Source organism: Mesorhizobium sp. LNJC391B00 (assembly GCF_000502535.1).
In the GTDB taxonomy this organism is placed as follows: domain Bacteria; phylum Pseudomonadota; class Alphaproteobacteria; order Rhizobiales; family Rhizobiaceae; genus Mesorhizobium.
In genome coordinates, this window is record NZ_AYWI01000005.1 from 251,056 (window position 1) to 268,638 (window position 17,583).

General features: G+C 63.1%; 18 protein-coding genes and 2 pseudogenes. 7 read left to right on the forward strand and 13 right to left on the reverse strand.

From position 1 onward, the window contains the following. Positions 1–118 precede the first annotated feature (118 nt). On the reverse strand, positions 119–850 hold the full coding sequence (locus X750_RS150200) for a hypothetical protein (protein WP_023668400.1): 732 nt from the start codon (positions 848–850) through the stop codon (positions 119–121). 126 nt (positions 851–976) lie between these two features. Between X750_RS150200 and thrC the strand changes: the two genes are divergently transcribed. From thrC to X750_RS150180, 4 genes are read left to right on the forward strand one after another with little or no spacing between them, the layout of a single operon-like run. Then, entirely contained in the window at positions 977–2,374 is a 1,398-nt protein-coding gene (gene thrC / locus X750_RS150195) for a threonine synthase (protein ID WP_023709657.1), read from the forward strand. A gap of 14 nt (positions 2,375–2,388) precedes the next feature. Continuing rightward, positions 2,389–3,681 (forward strand): pitrilysin family protein, encoded by a 1,293-nt coding sequence (locus X750_RS150190; RefSeq protein ID WP_023668402.1) that lies wholly within the window; start codon positions 2,389–2,391, stop codon positions 3,679–3,681. 14 nt (positions 3,682–3,695) lie between these two features. Then, the gene (locus X750_RS150185) at positions 3,696–4,292 is read left to right on the forward strand and encodes a GNAT family protein (RefSeq protein WP_023668403.1); all 597 of its coding nucleotides are present in this window, start codon (positions 3,696–3,698) and stop codon (positions 4,290–4,292) included. Positions 4,293–4,295: 3 nt separating this feature from the next. Then, positions 4,296–7,184, forward strand: a complete 2,889-nt coding sequence (locus tag X750_RS150180) for an EAL domain-containing protein (protein ID WP_023706671.1) — start codon at positions 4,296–4,298, stop codon at positions 7,182–7,184. Between the two features lie 195 nt (positions 7,185–7,379). Here the strand turns inward: X750_RS150180 and X750_RS150175 are convergent, their stop codons facing one another. Next, positions 7,380–7,988, reverse strand: coding sequence for a YqgE/AlgH family protein (locus X750_RS150175; protein ID WP_023747539.1), 609 nt, complete (start codon positions 7,986–7,988; stop codon positions 7,380–7,382). Between the two features lie 215 nt (positions 7,989–8,203). Between X750_RS150175 and X750_RS150170 the strand changes: the two genes are divergently transcribed. The 3 genes from X750_RS150170 (at position 8,204) to X750_RS150160 (ending at position 10,182) form a co-directional block, all read left to right on the forward strand. After that, complete coding sequence (locus X750_RS150170) at positions 8,204–9,010, forward strand: protein-disulfide reductase DsbD domain-containing protein (protein ID WP_023687156.1); 807 nt, start codon at positions 8,204–8,206, stop codon at positions 9,008–9,010. Positions 9,011–9,121: 111 nt separating this feature from the next. Next, positions 9,122–9,604 (forward strand): peroxiredoxin, encoded by a 483-nt coding sequence (locus X750_RS150165; protein WP_023698522.1) that lies wholly within the window; start codon positions 9,122–9,124, stop codon positions 9,602–9,604. 98 nt (positions 9,605–9,702) lie between these two features. Beyond that, positions 9,703–10,182, forward strand: a complete 480-nt coding sequence (locus tag X750_RS150160; RefSeq protein ID WP_023747540.1) for a DUF2938 domain-containing protein — start codon at positions 9,703–9,705, stop codon at positions 10,180–10,182. Between the two features lie 72 nt (positions 10,183–10,254). Here X750_RS150160 and X750_RS01000000162930 read toward each other — a convergent pair. The 11 genes and pseudogenes from X750_RS01000000162930 to X750_RS150115 all read right to left on the reverse strand — a co-directional run bounded on the left by X750_RS01000000162930 (position 10,255) and on the right by X750_RS150115 (position 17,529). Then, a pseudogene (locus X750_RS01000000162930) lies at positions 10,255–10,838 on the reverse strand (histidine phosphatase family protein). Positions 10,839–10,867: 29 nt separating this feature from the next. After that, the gene (gene rnhA / locus X750_RS150155) at positions 10,868–11,404 is read right to left on the reverse strand and encodes a ribonuclease HI (RefSeq protein ID WP_023692070.1); all 537 of its coding nucleotides are present in this window, start codon (positions 11,402–11,404) and stop codon (positions 10,868–10,870) included. Continuing rightward, the gene (locus X750_RS150150; RefSeq protein ID WP_023747543.1) at positions 11,401–12,363 is read right to left on the reverse strand and encodes a homoserine kinase; all 963 of its coding nucleotides are present in this window, start codon (positions 12,361–12,363) and stop codon (positions 11,401–11,403) included. The genes rnhA and X750_RS150150 overlap by 4 nt, the downstream gene beginning before the upstream one ends. A gap of 7 nt (positions 12,364–12,370) precedes the next feature. Then, positions 12,371–13,381, reverse strand: a complete 1,011-nt coding sequence (gene ispH, locus X750_RS150145) for a 4-hydroxy-3-methylbut-2-enyl diphosphate reductase (protein WP_023732092.1) — start codon at positions 13,379–13,381, stop codon at positions 12,371–12,373. A gap of 164 nt (positions 13,382–13,545) precedes the next feature. Then, complete coding sequence (locus X750_RS150140; RefSeq protein ID WP_023747544.1) at positions 13,546–14,301, reverse strand: SURF1 family protein; 756 nt, start codon at positions 14,299–14,301, stop codon at positions 13,546–13,548. Then, the gene (locus tag X750_RS150135) at positions 14,298–14,684 is read right to left on the reverse strand and encodes a DUF983 domain-containing protein (RefSeq protein ID WP_023685423.1); all 387 of its coding nucleotides are present in this window, start codon (positions 14,682–14,684) and stop codon (positions 14,298–14,300) included. The genes X750_RS150140 and X750_RS150135 overlap by 4 nt, the downstream gene beginning before the upstream one ends. Before the next feature lie 13 nt (positions 14,685–14,697). Then, a pseudogene (locus tag X750_RS1000000164465) lies at positions 14,698–14,832 on the reverse strand (L,D-transpeptidase family protein); the annotation flags it as partial. Positions 14,833–14,914: 82 nt separating this feature from the next. Further along, entirely contained in the window at positions 14,915–15,796 is an 882-nt protein-coding gene (locus X750_RS150130; protein WP_023668416.1) for a cytochrome c oxidase subunit 3, read from the reverse strand. A gap of 1 nt (position 15,797) precedes the next feature. Further along, entirely contained in the window at positions 15,798–16,424 is a 627-nt protein-coding gene (locus tag X750_RS150125) for a cytochrome c oxidase assembly protein (RefSeq protein WP_023740706.1), read from the reverse strand. An 8-nt stretch (positions 16,425–16,432) separates the two neighbouring features. Further along, the gene (locus X750_RS150120) at positions 16,433–16,582 is read right to left on the reverse strand and encodes a hypothetical protein (protein WP_023698516.1); all 150 of its coding nucleotides are present in this window, start codon (positions 16,580–16,582) and stop codon (positions 16,433–16,435) included. Positions 16,583–16,584: 2 nt separating this feature from the next. Beyond that, positions 16,585–17,529 carry a heme o synthase gene (locus tag X750_RS150115; RefSeq protein WP_023668419.1) on the reverse strand — a complete coding sequence of 315 codons (945 nt, stop codon included), beginning with the start codon at positions 17,527–17,529 and terminating at the stop codon, positions 16,585–16,587. Positions 17,530–17,583: the final 54 nt, after the last annotated feature.

Below are 17,583 nucleotides of genomic sequence, written 5' to 3' on the forward strand. Positions count from 1 at the left end.
GAGATTAAAGCGCAGACGCGACCTGCCGCAGGCGCACGCCTGCAGGATTACGATCGGATCGTTTGGATCTTTCAAAGAGTTGACCGGCACCGTCGCAGCAGCGACGGTGCCCAGGCGCTTAGTTCGTCGCGGGAGCGCGCTTCTTTTTCTTGCCGGACTTCTTGTCCGCCGCCGCCGGCGCGGTGTCGTCATAGCCGGCATAGACAGTGTAATCCCGGGCGGAGGGTTCGGGCACGACGACGTTGGGATCGGTGAACACGAATTGGGTGGCGGTCGAGGGATCGCTGACCTGGATCTGATAGGGGTGAATTTGCGAATAAAGCACGTCGGGGCCGTGCATGACGGCAATGCGGATCGGCATGGTGATGGTGCCGGGGGCGAACAGCGGTCCCGGCACGATCTTGCCGGCAACGCCAACCTTCATCGTCAACTGGCCGTTGGCACGGCTGCAATCGCGGCTCACATCGCTGATCGAGGCCTGGTAGATGATCTTGGCCGGATCCTTGTTCGGATCGACGATGGAGCCGTCAGGCGCCGTCTGCGCGGCGGCCGCGGCCTCGGCATCCTGTGCCGCATCAGCCTTTTTCTTTCTCGGCTGCGGCGCGCCCTTGGCGTAGGTATTGAAGTAGGCGGTGCCATCGCGCACCGTCACTTTCGGGCAGTAGGCCTGCAACTGGCTGGCGAGAACCTTGGGATCCTGCGGCGGTATTGGCGCATTCGGGTCGGTCTTCTTGCCGAAACCGAGATTGAGGATGCCATTGTCGCTCGATTGGCAACCGGCGGCGGCAAGCATAAAGCCGGTGAGCGCCAGACCCGCGACAAAGCGACGGTTGAACTTGTGAAACGCCATGAAACTGCACTTCCCTCTCGCAAAGTTGGTGACGTATAGCAACGCCACGGCAAAAATGCGACTGAGCCGGCTCGGAAAATTAACCAATTGCCGTGGATGAACCGGCGGCAGCAATGGACCTTGACGATGCGCTATGTGAGTACCCGCGGGGATGCACCCGTGCTTGGATTTGCCGACGCGGTGCTGGCGGGGCTGGCCCGCGACGGCGGGCTTTATGTGCCGCAGACATGGCCGCAGTTTTCGGCAGCCGAGATCCGCGCCATGCGCGGCCTGCCCTATGCGGACCTCGCCATCCGCGTGCTGACGCCGTTCCTCGGCGGCGAGATCGCCGCACCCGTCTTCGAGCGCCTGGTGCGAGAAGCCTATGCCACCTTCCGCCACCAGGCCGTCTGCCCGCTGGTGCAGACCGGCGCCAACACGTTCATCCTTGAACTCTTCCACGGTCCGACGCTGGCCTTCAAGGACGTTGCCATGCAGCTGCTTGCCCGGCTGATGGACCATGTACTGACTGAGCGCGGCCAGCGCGCAACCATCGTCGGCGCGACCTCGGGTGACACCGGCGGCGCCGCCATCGATGCCTTCGCCGGCCGCGACCGAACTGACATTTTCGTGATGTTTCCGCATGGCCGCGTCTCGCCGGTGCAGCAGCGGCAGATGACGACATCGACGGCCACCAACGTCCAGGCGCTGGCCATCGAAGGCAATTTCGACGATTGCCAGGGCCTGCTGAAGGATATGTTCAACGATCATGGTTTTCGTGATCGCGTGTCGCTGTCGGGCGTCAATTCGATCAACTGGGCCCGCATCATGGCCCAGATCGTCTATTATTTTTCCTCGGCGCTTTCGCTCGGCGCGCCGGACAGGCCGGTCTCCTTTACCGTGCCGACCGGCAATTTCGGCGATATTTTCGCCGGTTACGCCGCCAAGAAGATGGGCCTGCCGATCGAGCGGCTGATCGTCGCCACCAACGACAACGACATATTGGCGCGCACTTTCGCGACCGGTGAATACCGCACCAAGGGTGTGTTTGCGACGACGTCGCCATCGATGGACATCCAGGTATCGTCGAACTTCGAGCGACTGCTGTTCGAGGCCTGCGACCGTAACGCAGAGACGGTGCGGCGTTACATGGCCGGCCTCAAGCAATCCGGCGCCTTCACCATCGAAACCGCAGAAATCGACCGGATGCGGTCCGAATTCGACGCCGGACGCGCTGATATGGACGAGGTTGCCGCCACCATCCGTTCAACGCTCGAATCCAGCAATTATCTGCTCGATCCGCACACGGCCGCGGCCGTGCATGTCGCCGCCGGCAAGGCTGACGGTGCAGTGCCGATGGTGGTGCTGGGCACGGCGCACCCGGCCAAGTTCCCGGCCGCGGTCGAAGCCGCCTGCGGCGTGTCGCCGGCCCTGCCCGCATGGCTGGGGTCCTTGATGTCAGCCGACGAAAAGTACACGGTACTTCCATCCGACCTGAAAATGGTGGAAGATTACGTGAGCCGCCACTCAAGGGCAGCGCGTTAGGGAGTACTTGCCATATGGGTGTTGAGGTAAGCCGTCTGTCGAACGGCCTGACAGTCGCCACCGAAACCCTTCCAAGCCTCGAATCCGTTGCCCTTGGCGCCTGGGTCAAGTCCGGCGCCCGCAATGAGCGTGACGACGAGCACGGAATGGCCCATCTGCTCGAGCATATGGCCTTCAAGGGTACGAAAAGGCGGACGGCCTTCGAGATCGCCTCGGAAATCGAGGATGTCGGCGGCGAGATCAATGCCGCCACATCAGTCGAGACGACGTCCTATTACGCCAGGGTGCTGTCCGACGATGTGCCGCTGGCGGTGGATATCCTTGCCGATATCCTGCAGGAGTCCGAATTCGACCCAGAGGAACTGGAGCGCGAGCAGCATGTGATCCTGCAGGAGATCGGCGCCGCGCACGACACGCCCGACGACATCGTCTTCGACCGTTTCACCGAGACCGCCTTCCGCCACCAGACGATCGGCCGCTCGATCCTCGGCACGCCGGAAACCGTCAAATCCTTCACCTCCAAACAGCTGCATGATTTCATAGAGCGCCAGTATGGCGCCGAGAAGATGGTGATCGTGGCGGCAGGCGACATTAAGCACGACAATTTCGTGCGCGAGGTCGAAAAGCAGCTCGGCGGTTTCCGCAGCAAGTCCGACAGCACGATGCCGCAATATGCGCAGTATGTCGGCGGCGATTTCCGCGAGGATCGCGACCTGATGGACGCGCAGATCGTGCTCGGCTTCGAAGGCCGAGCCTATCATGTGCGCGATTTCTACGCTTCGCAGGTGCTGTCGATGATCCTCGGCGGCGGCATGTCGTCCCGGCTGTTCCAGGAGGTCCGCGAAAAGCGTGGCCTGTGCTATTCGGTCTATGCCTTCCACTGGGGTTTTTCCGATACCGGCATCTTCGGCGTTCATGCCGCGACCGGGCAGAGCGACATTGCCGAACTGGTGCCGGTCATTATCGACGAGCTGCAGAAGGCCGGCGAGAATATCCTTCAGGAAGAGCTCGACCGCGCCCGCGCGCAATACCGCGCCGGCCTGATCATGTCGGCTGAAAGCCCGGCCAGCCGCGCCTCGCAGATCGCCAGGCAGCTGCTTCTGTTCGGCCGGCCTATCGCCAAGGAGGAGTTGATGGAACGGCTGTCGGCGCTGACCGTCGAGCGGCTGACCGACCTTTCGTCCCGGCTGTTTTCGACCAAGCCGACGCTGACTGCGGTTGGACCGGTGGGTACGCTCGCGCCCTATGAGGCGATTCTCGATTCGCTTGCGGGCACGCACACCACGGCCCGCAAGCTCGCCGTCTAAGCCTTCAAGCGCCGGTGTTCGCGCTCCCTTTCTTTCGCCGTGACCTGCCGGCACTGAAAGGCGACCGGGTCATGCTGCGCGTGCCCTACACCAACGACTATCGCGAATGGTCGGCGGTGCGCGGCGAAAGCCGTGCCTTCCTCGAACCGTGGGAGCCGCGCTGGACGCCCGATGAACTCGACCGCACCGCCTGGCGGCTGCGCATCGGCCGCTACCGCGAAGACTATGCGCAGGGAACCGCCATCGCCTTCTTCATCTTCGAGAAGGCGAGCGGCAAGCTTGCAGGCGGCATTACGCTCGGCAATATCCGCCACGGCGTCTCGCAAAGCGGCCATGTCGGCTACTGGATCGGGGAGCGGTTCGGCGGCCGCGGCCTGATGACCGACGCGGTCAAGGTGGTCTGCCGCTTCGCCTTCGATACGCTGAGGTTGCACCGGATCGAAGCTGCCTGTATTCCCGACAATGTCCGGTCGATCCGCGTGCTTGAAAAAGCCGGATTCCGGCGCGAAGGACTTCTGCGATCCTACCTCAGGATCAACGGCATCTGGCAGGACCACTACCTCTACGCCCGGATCGCGGACGATCCGCCGGGCGCTGGAACGAAGGACTGATTTTTGACGAATTTCCTGCGAAACGGGTCGCTGTTGGCCTTTGTTCTGGCGGTTGTCGTCACGCTTTGCGCGGCGCTCCCGGCCTTCGCCGTCGAACCGATCAAGATTGCCCGCGACGATGTCGCGCTCGACCTGTCGCGCGCCGTCCAGATCTACGTCAATCAGGGCGAAAACTTCCAGGTGTCGACCGCGCCCGGTCCCGACGGCATCGTCCGGCGCATCGAGGTCGAGGCCAATGACGCGCGCTCGAGCGGCGACTGGGCGGTGTTCGCGCTCGCCAACACCACCGACCAGCAGCTCGACCGGCTGATCGTGGCGCCGCATTTCCGGCTGGTGAATTCCGGCATCTTCTGGCCCGATCTCGGCGCCACCCGCATCGCCGCGATCACCCCCAGCGAGGGCTTCGCGCTCGACCGCCAGTCAAGCTCCGACGCCGACGTGTTCCGGGTGACGCTGAACCCGGGAACGGTGATCACTTTCATCGCCGAACTCGCCTCGCCGAAGCTGCCGCAGGTCTATCTATGGGAGCCGGAAGCCTACAAGGACTCGGTCAATTCCTATACGCTGTTCCGCGGCATCGTCATCGGCATCGCCGGGCTGCTGGCGCTCTTCCTGACCATCCTTTTCGTCGTCAAGGGAACCTCGATGTTTCCGGCGACAGCCGCACTTGCGTGGGCGGTACTTGCCTATATCTGCGTCGATTTCGGCTTTCTAAACAAGATCATAGAGATATCGCCCGGGAACGAGCAGATGTGGCGGGCGGGAACGGAGGTGGCGCTTGCGGCGACCTTCGTGGTGTTCCTGTTCGCCTATCTCAACCTCAACCGGTGGCACGGCCATTTCAGCTATGGCGCGCTGGTCTGGATCCTCGGTCTGGTGCTGATTGCGGGTGTGGCCATCATCGATCCGGCCGTCGCCGCCGGTATTGCCCGGCTGTCCTTTGCCGCCACCGCGCTGACCGGGCTCGGCCTCATCATCCTGCTCGGTCTTCGTGGTTACGACCGTGCGATCATGCTGGTGCCCAGTTGGGTGATGGTGCTGCTATGGCTGTGCGGGTCGTGGATGGCGATCACCGGCATGCTCGACAACGACATCGCCCAGCCGGCATTGGGCGGCGGGCTGATCCTGATCATCCTTTTGATCGGCTTCACCGTCATGCAGCATGCCTTTGCCGGCGGCGCGCTGCATCAGGGCCTGTTCTCCGATCTTGAGCGCCAGGCGCTGGCCGTCGCCGGCTCCGGCGACACGGTGTGGGACTGGGACGTGCTGCGCGACCGCGTCGTCACCAAGCCCGACGTCAGCATCCAGCTTGGCCTGGCGCCCAACAGCCTGGGGGGTGCGGCCCGCAACTGGCTGCCGGTGCTGCATGCCGACGACCGCGACACGTTCCGCACCACGCTCGACGTGGTGCTCGAACATCGGCGCGGCCGGGTCTCGCAGAATTTCCGCCTGCGCGGCGCCGACGGGCACTACCACTGGTTCTTGCTTCGGGCGCGGCCGGTGATCGGCTCGGATGGCGAAGTGATTCGCTGCGTCGGCACCATGGTCGACGTCACCGAGCAGAAAAAGTCCGAGGAAAGGCTGCTGCACGATGCCGTTCACGACAATCTGACCGGCCTGCCCAACCGCGAACTTCTGATGAACCGGCTGGAAGCCATCATCTCGATCGCGCGCACCGAAGAGAAGGTGCGCCCCACCGTCTTCGTCATCGACATCGACCGTTTCAAGCAGGTCAATGACGGGCTTGGCATCTCGGCCGGCGACACCATCCTGCTCACCATTGCGCGCCGCTTGCACCGGCTGTTGAAACCGAAGGATTCGCTGTCGCGCTTTGCCGGTGACCAGTTCGCCCTGATGCTGCTCTCCGAACAGGAACCCTCCCGCATCGCGGCGGTGGCAGACGCCATCAAGCACGCCATCAACAACCCGATCACCTTCGCCAAGCGCGAGATCGTGCTGACTGCCTCGATCGGCCTGATCACCTGGACCTCGGCGCAGACTTCGGCAGAAGACATGGTCAAGGACGCCGAGCTTGCCATGCACCAGGCCAAGCGCTTCGGCGGCGACAGGATCGAACCGTTCCGGCCGGCCTTCCGCACCGTCGGCACCGACCGGCTGCAATTCGAATCCGATCTGCGCCGCGCCATCGAGCGGCGCGAATTCACCCTTGCCTACCAGCCGATCGTGCGGCTGGAGGATGGCAGCATTGCCGGCTTCGAAGCGCTGCTGCGTTGGGACCATCCGCGCCGCGGCATGATCCCGCCGGGCGATTTCATTCCGGTCGCCGAAAGCTGCGGCCTGATCGTGCAGCTTGGGCTGTTTGCCATGCAGCAGGCGGCCGAGGACCTCGCCGGCTGGCAAAAGCAGATCGGCGACACGCCGCTGTCGGTGTCGGTCAATCTGTCCAGCCGCCAGCTGATCCGCCGCGACCTGGTCAGCGATGTCCGCTCGGTCATCGCGCGCGCCAATCTGAAGCCGCGCTGCTTCCGGCTCGAACTTACCGAATCGCTGGTCATGGACAATCCAGAGCAAACCTCGCATGTGCTGACCAAGCTCAAACAGCTCGGCATCGGCCTGTCGCTGGACGATTTCGGCACCGGCTATTCCTCGCTCGCCTATCTGACCCGCTTCCCCTTCGACACCATCAAGATCGACAAGAGCTTCGTCGACGACGCGACGCCGAAGCGGGCGGTGCTGCTCAAATCCATGGTCAACATGGCGCATGAACTCGGCCTGTCGGTGGTGGCCGAGGGCATTTCCGACGAAAGCGATGCGCTGGAATTGCGCCAGATGGGCTGCGAATATGTGCAAAGCTTCATGTTCGGCGCGCCGATGCCAGGCGACCAGGTGCTGAAGGCGTTGAAAGAGCAGTACCCGATGACGCAGGCGTGATGGGTGAGGCATGCGTCGTGCAGGCGCGTGGTTACATTGGAATGAACCCCGAAAATTAGCTGAAGCGACCGCGCCTTCGTCATCCTAGGGCGAAGCAAGGAGCGCAGCGACGCAGCGCAGACCCTAGGATGACGAAAGTGGCGGGCGGCTTCGGCTAGTCGCGAAGGTTCGGCGGAACGTCGGCGAGGCGAGGCCTCAGGCGTGCCCCGCGGCCAGGCTCAAATGCGCCAGATCAATCCCGATCGATGCCAGGATGCGGTCGTATTTGCGCTCGATGTCGGCGTCGAACAGAAGCTCCGGCGTGGCCGGACAGGTCAGCCAGCCATTCTCGGCGATCTCGGTTTCCAGATGGCCGGCGCCCCAGCCGGAATAGCCGAGCGCCATCAACGCGCGCCGCGGGCCGCGGCCGGACGAGATGGCGCGCAATATGTCGACCGTCGCGGTCAGGCAGATATCGTCGGAGACGGTGAGCGAGGATTCCACCCGGTAGTCGCCCGAGTGCAGGACGAAGCCGCGGCTACGGTCGACGGGGCCGCCATTGCGCACGACGAAGTCGCGAGCCTGCGCCGGCAGCCTGATCGCCTCCTGCTCGTTCATGATGCCGAGCTGCACCAGAAGATCGGGAAACAGCATCTGTTGCGTCTGGTTGATGATCAGGCCCATGGCGCCTTCATCGCTGTGCGCGCAGATGTAGATGACCGAGCGCGTGAAGCGATCGTCCTTCATGCCGGGCATGGCAATCAGGAACTGGTCGTCAAGAAAGCCGCGTCCACCGGCTGTCTTTTTGTGGCGCAACAAGTCCATGCACTGGAGCGTAACGCGTTTCCGGGACGCGGAAAAGATGCGCCGCGTGCGATTCGGCCAAAGCCCAACGGTTGAAACAACGGAATCTTGACTGCGAACTTCACTCGGCCGATTGCTTGAAGCCAACTGTTCCTTGCCCGAAGGTCACGCAAATATGATACGCAGAGCGCCATGAAAACATTGCGCGGCCGTGAACTGACGATCAAATCAACGCCATGCAAAGCTTGAAAATCCTGCTGCTCGGCGCCGCCATCGGATGCGGAGCAGCTATTCCCGCCGCCGCCTCGTCTTCCGACTGGTACAACAGCGAAGGCGGTAAGGTGCGGCTGGTGACATCAGGCAAGGCCGACGAGGCCGGTCGCATCCATGGCGTGCTCGACATCGCGCTCAAGCCCGGCTGGAAGACCTATTGGCGTGATCCGGGCGACGCCGGCGTGCCGCCGCAGATCGACGTTTCGGCCAGCACCAACATCACCGATGCGGCGTTTTCCTTCCCGCCGCCGCAGCGCCATGACGACGGCTACGGCAAATGGGCCGGCTACAACCATCCGGTCTCGCTGCCGGTGACGTTCACTTTGTCGTCGCCTGGGGATGCGGCCGTCATCGATGCCGACATCTTTCTTGGCATTTGCGAGACGATCTGTATTCCGGTGCAGACGCGGCTGAGCGTCGATCCCGCCGCCGATCCCGACAATGCCGAGGATGCGGCGCTGGTGAAGGCTGCACTCGCCACCTTGCCCGCGCCTGCCAAGCCCGATTTCGGGATCAAGGTGCTGCCGGGCGACCATGAGACGCTGATCGTCGAGGCGACTTTTCCCGGAGATCCGGAGGCGGCGGATTTCTTCGTCGCCGGGGGACGCGACTATATGTTCGGGGCGCCTGCACGCAGCGAAAAGGACGGCCGGCTGGTATTTACCATTCCGATCCTCGACCGGCCGTCGACGACACCGACCGATGGCGGGTTGTATTACACCCTGACAAGTGCCGAAGGCGCGGTCGAGGGCGTTCTGCCGTTCCCCTGATACGGAACCCGATCCAGGCTTTCCCTTGATCCAGGCCTTGTCGGCGGTTGCGGGAGATGCCCGATTTCGCTATCGCAAGAAACCTTCCCTGCTTTTCACACGAGGACCATCATGACGATTGCCGTTGGCGACAAACTGCCCGATGCGACCTTCAAGGAAATGACCGCCGACGGCGCCAAGGTGATCACCTCGGCCGAGATTTTCGCGGGCAAGAAGGTCGTGCTGTTCGGCGTTCCAGGCGCCTTCACGCCGACCTGCAGCAACAATCATCTGCCGGGCTATCTCGAGAACCACGATGCCATCCTGGCCCGCGGCGTCGACACCATCGCCGTCGTGTCCGTCAACGATGTCCATGTCATGGGCGCCTGGGCGAATTTCACCGGCGGTCAAGGCAAGATCCTCTATCTCGCCGACGGCAATGGCGACTTCGCCAGGTCGATCGGCCTCGACTCCGACTATTCCAGCGGCGGCATGGGATTGCGCTCGAAGCGCTTCTCGATGATCGTCGACAACGGCAAGGTCACGGCGCTCAATGTCGAAACCAAGCCAGGAGTCGACACATCGGGTGCCGCTCACATTCTGAGCCAGCTCTAAACCGCGGCGGCCGCCTCGGCTCATGAGCGCCATGGCCTGACGACCACGCGCTTCCAGCCGGATTGCCTGCTTTGGGGGACATCGACGATGNATCGACGATGTTTGACATCATCTGGCGCAGCATTGCGATCGGCATCGGCGCCACGGTGCTGATGGATCTTTGGGCGCTGTTCCTGCATCTGGCGCTCAGCCAGCCGCGGCCGAACTGGGGGCCGCCCGGCCGCTGGGTCTGGCACCTTAGGGAAGGCAAGGTTTTCCACGACGATATCGCCCAAGCCGCACCCTATGCGCATGAGCAGGCGCTGGGCTGGGCTTTCCACTATGTCACCGGCATCGTCTACGGCTTCATCCTGGTGGCGCTGGTGGGCACGGCATGGCTGGACACGCCGACCTTCCTGCCGGCCTTCATCCTCGGCATGGTCACCATCGGCGCCGGCTGGTTCCTGCTGGCGCCCGGCATGGGCGCCGGCTGGGCTGCGTCAAAGCGCCCCAACGCGATGCAGATCCGCGCCTTCAACGTGATCTCGCACACGGTGTTCGCGCTCGGCCTCTACGGCACGGCCCTGCTGATCCGCTGAGGACAGGTTCTATCCGCTGGTCGCGCGCGGCTTCATCGCCGCTACGGTGTCGATGATCTCCTGACATCCGCTTTAGCGCGGCGCCAGACTGTCTATCGGCCGCCAGCCGTGGACGACGCGGCGCGTCCCGACATCATAGGCGAAGTAATTACCACCGCCGGCCGGCTGGTCAGCGGCGCGGCTGATTGCGCGGCCGCTGAGCGAGAGCAGCAGCAATGTTCGACGCCGCCATGGCCGACGAAGGCAATGTCGCCGCCATCGGCAGCACTCAGCACCGTTTCGACCTCGCTGACAATGCGTTGCTGGGCATCGATGGCCCGCTCCCAGCCGCGGATGCTTTTGTGCGGGTTGGCGAAGAACTGGTCGGCGACCGCCTCGAACTCCGGCGGCGGCAGGAAGCCGGTTGCCGACCGATCGTTCTCATGCATGCGCTCCCGCACCTCGACCGCGAGGCCGAGGTGTTTGCCAAGAATCTCGGCGGTTTCGATCGCCTTGCGTTCGGCCGACGAGACGACCCGCCGGATCGACCCGACCCATGGCTGCTCGAGCATGGCTGATGCTCGAGCCCGTCCGATCTCGGACAGCCCCCAGTGCGGCACGGGAACGTTGGCATCGATCTGAACCTGGGGATGGGTGATGTAGTATACGATCGGCATGAGTGAGATCCCCTGCCGATAGCTTGAGCTCAATAGCTTTGGGTCGAGCGCCGTGCCCGTGGCGCCGGCTGCTTCTCGGATGCCGCCGGCTTCAGCGCCACTTTCGGCGCCGCAGGTTTGGCTGAGCCCCTCTTGAACGGCGCCATACCTTCCCTTGCGAGTTCGTCGGCGCGTTCGTTCTCGGTGTGGCCGGCATGGCCCTTGACCCAGTTCCAGGTCACCTTGTGGCGCCGATTGGCCTCATCCAGCGCCTGCCACAGTTCACCGTTCTTGACCGGCTTCTTGTCGGCGGTCTTCCAGCCGTTTTTCTTCCAGCCATGGATCCATTTGGAGATACCGTCCATGACATATTTGCTGTCGGTGTGAAGCTCGACGGCGCACGGCTCCTTCAGCGCATTCAGCGCCGAGATGGCGGCCAGCAGCTCCATGCGGTTATTGGTCGTCTCGGCCTCGCCGCCCGACAATTCCCTGGTCTTGCCGTTGAAGCGCAGGATGGCGCCCCAGCCGCCGGGACCGGGATTGCCCGAGCAGGCGCCGTCGGTGAAGATTTCAACCTGCTTGGTCATGTCAGTCCGTATTCCGAAGGCGACCTGATCGCGCGGTGGAAGCGCATGCGGCGGATATATTCGGTCGGATCGCGCTTCATGACCAGCCCGCCCTCTGGAACCGTCAGCCAGTCATAGAGCCGGGTCAGCATGAAGCGCAGCGCCGAACCGCGCGAAAGCATCGGCAGCGCTGCTTTCTCGCCATCGCTCAAAGGCCGCACGCTCCGATAGCCGGCCAGCAGCGCCGTGCCTTTGGTCAGGTTGAAGGAGAAATCCTTCTCGAAACACCAGGCGTTGAGACAGGTGGCGACGTCATAGGCGTAGAGGTCGTGGCAGGCGAAATAGAAGTCGATGAGGCCGGACAGTTTCTCGCCGAGGAAGAAGACATTGTCGGGAAACAGATCGGCATGGATGATGCCGGCAGGAAGGCCCTGCGGCCAATGGCGTTCGAAATCCGCGAAATCGGCGTCGACCTCGGCCGCCAGTCCCGGCTCGACCTCGTCGGCTCGGTCGCGCGAGGCGTTCCACAATTTGCGCCAGCCCTCGATGGCCAGTGCGTTGTCACGCGTCATCGCAAAATCCTGCCCGGCCAAATGCAGGGCGGCGAGCGCCTTGCCGACCTCGGCGCAATGCGCCGCTGTCGGCCGCCGCAGCGACAGGCCTTCGAGGAAGGTGATGATGACCGCGGGACGGCCGGCCAGCGTGCCGATGACGGTGCCGTCATGCGCGGTCACCGGCAGCGGGCAGGAAATGCCTTTGCGGGCGAGATGGCCCATCAGGCCGAGGAAGAACGGCAGGTCGGCCTTGTCGACGCGCTTCTCGTAGAGCGTCAGTATGTAAGAGCCGCTTGAGGTGTGCAGCAGGAAATTCGAATTCTCCGTGCCTTCGGCGATACCCTTGTAGGACAAGAGTTCGCCGACAGGATATGCCCTCAGGAACGCGCCGAGTTCGCCCTCATTGACGTCGGTGTAGACCGCCATGGGCTCTTCACGCGGCTCCGTTGACGAAGGCCATGTCGGCCCGCGTCAGTTCGACATCGCGCAGAACCCGCATGACTGGAAAATCCTCCGTTTCGGTGGCCGTGATCGCCAGGTCGATGGTCACCTCGAAGCGCTGGCGGAAGGCGTCGATGATCTCGTCGACGATGATCTCCGGCGCCGACGCGCCGGCAGACAGGCCGAGCGTCGAGATGTTTGTGAAGTCATTCCACGGAATTTCGGCGGCGCGCTGTACGAGAAGCGACATGGTGGCGCCGGCGCGCTCCGCCACTTCGACAAGACGGCGCGAATTGGAGGAATTGGGCGCACCGACGATCAGATAGAGATCGGCGCCGGCGGCGGTTTCCTTGACCGCTTCCTGGCGGTTGGTGGTGGCGTAGCAGATCGATTCGGCGGCCGGTGCATGCAGTTGCGGGAAGCGCTCCTGCAGCACCCGCAATATGCCGGCAGTGTCTTCGACCGACAACGTTGTCTGGCTTACGAAGCCGAGCGCTTCCGGGTCGGCGGGGGCAAAGGTCCCAGCGTCGGCTTCGGTCTCGATCAGCGTGACGGCGCCTTCCGTCAGCTGGCCCATGGTGCCGATCACTTCGGGATGGCCGGCATGGCCGATCAAAAGCACATGGCGGCCGAGCCGCTGATGGCGCATCGCCTGCTTGTGCACCTTGGACACCAGCGGGCAGGTGGCGTCGAGATAGAAGAGCTCGCGTGCCTTGGCGTCGGCCGGCACCGATTTCGGCACGCCGTGGGCCGAGAAGACAACCGGCGACTTGCGGTGCTCGGCCGGGATTTCCGAGAGTTCCTCGATGAAAACCGCGCCAAGGCTTTGCAGGCCTTCGACGACATAGCGGTTGTGAACGATCTCGTGGCGGACATAAACCGGCGCGCCGTATTTCTTCAACGCCAGCACGACAATCTGGATCGCGCGGTCGACGCCGGCGCAAAAGCCGCGCGGCTGGCAGAGCCGGATCGTCAGCGGTGGTTTTGTGGCGGTCTGCAGCATGATTCCAGATCGGTTGATCGTATCGTGACGCGAAATGAGGTGTGCACCCCTGCCCTGTCAAGGGCAGTTGAGATCAGGTTGAATGGTCAACCTGATCCAACTCTTTGTTGGAGCATGATCTTGTCCGAAAAACCGGTTCCCAGTTTTCGGGATCATGCTCTGGATCATTCAGTCTTTGCCGGACGGCGCAGCCTGACGATCAGAACCGCGGCAAGAGCCGCCGCCAGGCCAAACCAGGTGAAGGCATATTGCAGATGAGAGTTCGGCAGGTCGATGATGGTGACGCCGCCGACCGGCAGCCCGCCCGGGTTCGGCGTCTTGTCGGCGTCGATGAAGATCGGCACCAGCACGGCACGCGCCGGCAGGCCGGCACTCGCCGCCATGGCATCGCGGTCCTTCCAATAGAAGATGTTCTTGGCCACGTCATTGTCGGGCAGCATCATCGACGGCTTGGCCGGCAGCGGGTTGCGCGCCAGGCCGGTGACCGTGACCTTGCCGGTCACCTGCCCTTGCGGGCGCTTGGCGGCATCCTTGAGATCATAGGGAACGAAGCCGCGGTTGATCAGGACATAGCGGCCATCGTCGAGGGCCAGCGGGGTATAGACGTTGAAGCCGGCGTCGCCCTCCCATGTGGCGTAGAAATGCCGCTCGCCGGAGTGCAGGAACGTCCCGCTGACGGTGACCGGCGTGTAGTCGACATCACCGGTGGCAGCGAATTCCTTCTCGACGTCCGCCAGCGGCTGCGGCGCTGAATGGGTGCGCTGGTCGATGGTCTGCAGAAGGGCTTCCTTCCAGTACAGGCGCTGCACCTGCCATGTGCCAAGCCCGAGCAGGATGACGAACACCACCAGGCCGAGGCCGAGCAGCAATGCCGTCTTCGGCCGCGAGCGGCCGGCGGGCTTCGTCAGCGCCTCGCTCATTGCCCCTGGTCCAGGCGGCCTTCGGCCGCCTTGTTGGCGTATTGAAGCGTCAGCAGCACCCCCTTGATCAACCTCAGCGCCGTCAGGCACAGTCCCACGGCCAGCGGTATCCAGATGATGAAATGCAGCCAGAGCGGCGGGCTCAGCGTGACCTCCACCCACAGCGCCAGCCCCACGACGATGAAGCCGATGATCAGGATGACGAACACCGCCGGGCCGTCGCCGGCATCGGCGTAGGAATAGTCGAGGCCGCAATTGTTGCAGCGCTTGCCGACGGTGAGGAAGCCGGAAAACAGCCGTCCTTCGCCGCAGCGCGGGCAGCGTCCGTGCAGGCCGGCCGAGATCGGCTCGATGGGTGGCCAGATCGCCCTATCTTCACTCATGGATAGTCATGCTTTACGGCTCGATTTCGATCAGCGTTCCATCCGGCACCATAGTCCAGATTTGGTCCATGTCGCAGTCGGTAACCCCAATGCAGCCATCGGTCCAGTCGACCAATTGAAGCAGCCAGCCCGACCAGCCGAATCCGTTGGCCATTGATGGGCGCCGAAAAGACGAAAGGCGACCGCGTTGCCGCGACCGCCCTTCTGATTTGTCGGTTCGGTGAAAGCCGTCAGTGGCCTTCGATCACCGCGCCGACCGATCCCCAGACGTAGATCGATGCGAACAGGAACAGCCAGACCACGTCGACGAAGTGCCAGTACCAAGCAGCCGCCTCGAAGCCGAAATGCTGCTTGGGCGTGAAGTCGCCTTTCCAGGCGCGGATCAGGCAGACCAGCAGGAAGATGGTGCCGATGATGACGTGGAAGCCATGGAAGCCGGTCGCCATGAAGAAGGTGGCGCCGTAGATGGAATCCTTGAAGCCGAACGGAGCGTGCATGTACTCGTAGGCCTGCACCATGGTGAACAGCATGCCGAGGCCGACGGTTAGCACCAGGCCGTTGATCAGGCCCTTGCGGTCGCCATGGATGAGCGAATGGTGCGCCCATGTCACCGTGGTGCCCGACAGAAGCAGGATGATGGTGTTGTAGAGCGGCAGATGGAAGGGATCGAGGACTTCGAGACCCTTCGGCGGCCAGACGCCACCAGTGAAAGCGGTGCGGGCGTAATTCTGCACTTCGCTCGGAAACAGGCTGGCATCGAAATAGGCCCAGAACCAGGCAACGAAGAACATCACTTCCGAAGCGATGAACATGATCATGCCGTAGCGCAGATGCAGCGACACGACGCGCGTGTGGTGGCCCTCATGCGCTTCCTTGATGGTGTCCGACCACCAGGCAAACATCGTGTAGAGGACGATGACCAGGCCGATGAAGAACAGCCATGGATTGGCGATGTTGTGGCCGAAAATTGGAAAATCGCCGTTCTTGAGATACTGCATCAGGGCGACGCCGCCGACTGCAGTCACCAGCGCGCCGATCGACCCCAGGAAGGGCCACGGGCTCGGGTTGACGAGATGGTAGTCGTGTTGTGGTTTTGCGTGCGCGTCTGCCATATCAACCCCCGAGATTTGCTTCGGTATCTGAAACTTTGCTGCTGCTGTTCGGCGTCGATGACGCCACCGGCTTGTTCTTTTGGACCGGGAACATGGTGTAGGACAGGGTGATCGTGTTCAAGTCCTTCAGTTCCGGCACGTTGACGATATCGGGATCCACATAGAACACGACCGGCATGTCCAGCGTCTCGCCGGGCTTCAGCGTCGTGTCGGTGAAGCAGAAACACTCGACCTTGTTGAAGTAGGGGCCCGCCAGTTCCGGCTGCACGTTGAAGGTGGCGCGGCCGGTAACGGCGCGGTCGAACTTGTTGGTGGCGCTGTAATGCGCCTGCGTGGTCTCGCCGATCTTGATGGTGACCGAACGGGCGACCGGCTGGAACTGCCACGGAATGCCGTTGGTGTTGGCGTCGAAGCGCACGGTGATGTCACGGTCGAGGATGCGGCCGGCATATTGCTTTTCGGCGCGCTGCGTGGTGCCGCCATAGCCGGTGGCCTGGCAGAACATCTTGTAGAGCGGCACCGCGGCGTAGGCCATGCCGATCATGCCGCCGAAGAAGGCGACGCAGACGGCGGCGACGACGCGGTTGGTGTTCTTCTTCCTGGGATCGGTCACGGTCTGGCGGGTCATCATCGGCCTCATCCGGTATGGCCGAATTTCACGATGGTCGCGACGTAGAAGATGACGACCAGAATCGCCAGCGCGACGCCGATCGCCGCCGAACGGTTGCGCCGCGCCTTCTTCTGGCTTTCGGTCAGCGTGACCAGTTCAAGCTTCTTGTCGATCATGGTCATGCTCCACCGATGGCCAAAGCGCGACCGACGACACAGTCGGCAAGATAGATGGCGAAGATGGCGAAGAGGTAGAGCAGCGAATAGGCGAACAGAGCCTTGGCCGGCTTCATGACGCGGTCGCTATCGGTCATGCACAGCACTTTCCAGGCATACCAGACGAAGCCGGCGCCGAGAGCCACTGATGCGACGCCATAGAAGGCGGTGGTGAAACCGAGCACCCAGGGCAGCACACCGATCGGCGCCAGGATCAGGGCGTAGGCAAAGATCTGGCGGCGGGTCGAGGCCTGGCCGGCAACGTTCGGCATCATCGGGATGCCAGCCTTGGCGTAGTCGTCGGACTTGAACAGCGCCAGCGCCCAGAAGTGCGGCGGCGTCCACAGGAAGATGATCAGGAACAGGACGAGGCTTTCCAGGCTCACTGTTCCGGTCACCGCGGCCCAGCCGATGACCGGCGGGATGGCGCCGGCGGCACCGCCGATGACGATGTTCTGCGGCGTCGAGCGCTTCAGCCACATCGTATAGACGACGGCGTAGAAGAAGATGGTGAAGGCAAGCAGCGCCGCCGACAGCCAGTTGACCAGCACGCCCAGCGTCATCACCGACAGCACCGAAAGCACAAGGCCGAAGCTCAGGGCTTCGCCGGGCAGGATACGGCCGGACGGTACCGGGCGGCCGGCGGTCCGGCTCATCACCGCGTCGATGTCGGCGTCGTACCACATGTTGAGCGCACCCGAGGCGCCGGCGCCGATGGCAATGGCCAGGATGGCGATCACCGCCAGCAGCGGGTTGATGGTCACGGGCGCAGCGACCATGCCGACAAAGGCCGTGAACACCACCAGCGACATGACGCGCGGCTTCAGCAGGGCGAAGAAATCGCCCGACGTGGCTTCCGACATGCGAAAGCCCGCTTCGTCAATCATTGGGTCGTCGACAAGGGCCATGCGTACATAAGTCCAATCATTCCGTTGGCCGAAACCGCCGGCGGGCCGGCGGTT

Bases quoted from the DNA above. Each gene is read 5' to 3' on its own strand.
- X750_RS150165 (WP_023698522.1), top strand. From the start codon at position 9,122: ATGACGATTGCCGTTGGCGACAAACTGCCCGATGCGACCTTCAAGGAA.
- ispH (WP_023732092.1), bottom strand. From the start codon at position 13,381: ATGCTGCAGACCGCCACAAAACCACCGCTGACGATCCGGCTCTGCCAG.
- X750_RS150170 (WP_023687156.1), top strand. From the start codon at position 8,204: ATGCAAAGCTTGAAAATCCTGCTGCTCGGCGCCGCCATCGGATGCGGA.
- X750_RS150175 (WP_023747539.1), bottom strand. From the start codon at position 7,988: ATGGACTTGTTGCGCCACAAAAAGACAGCCGGTGGACGCGGCTTTCTT.
- X750_RS150125 (WP_023740706.1), bottom strand. From the start codon at position 16,424: ATGACCCGCCAGACCGTGACCGATCCCAGGAAGAAGAACACCAACCGC.
- X750_RS150115 (WP_023668419.1), bottom strand. From the start codon at position 17,529: ATGGCCCTTGTCGACGACCCAATGATTGACGAAGCGGGCTTTCGCATG.
- X750_RS150140 (WP_023747544.1), bottom strand. From the start codon at position 14,301: ATGAGCGAGGCGCTGACGAAGCCCGCCGGCCGCTCGCGGCCGAAGACG.
- X750_RS150150 (WP_023747543.1), bottom strand. From the start codon at position 12,363: ATGGCGGTCTACACCGACGTCAATGAGGGCGAACTCGGCGCGTTCCTG.
- X750_RS150200 (WP_023668400.1), bottom strand. From the start codon at position 850: ATGGCGTTTCACAAGTTCAACCGTCGCTTTGTCGCGGGTCTGGCGCTC.
- X750_RS150190 (WP_023668402.1), top strand. From the start codon at position 2,389: ATGGGTGTTGAGGTAAGCCGTCTGTCGAACGGCCTGACAGTCGCCACC.
- rnhA (WP_023692070.1), bottom strand. From the start codon at position 11,404: ATGACCAAGCAGGTTGAAATCTTCACCGACGGCGCCTGCTCGGGCAAT.
- X750_RS150135 (WP_023685423.1), bottom strand. From the start codon at position 14,684: ATGAGTGAAGATAGGGCGATCTGGCCACCCATCGAGCCGATCTCGGCC.
- X750_RS150160 (WP_023747540.1), top strand. From the start codon at position 9,703: ATGTTTGACATCATCTGGCGCAGCATTGCGATCGGCATCGGCGCCACG.
- X750_RS150120 (WP_023698516.1), bottom strand. From the start codon at position 16,582: ATGATCGACAAGAAGCTTGAACTGGTCACGCTGACCGAAAGCCAGAAG.
- thrC (WP_023709657.1), top strand. From the start codon at position 977: ATGCGCTATGTGAGTACCCGCGGGGATGCACCCGTGCTTGGATTTGCC.
- X750_RS150130 (WP_023668416.1), bottom strand. From the start codon at position 15,796: ATGGCAGACGCGCACGCAAAACCACAACACGACTACCATCTCGTCAAC.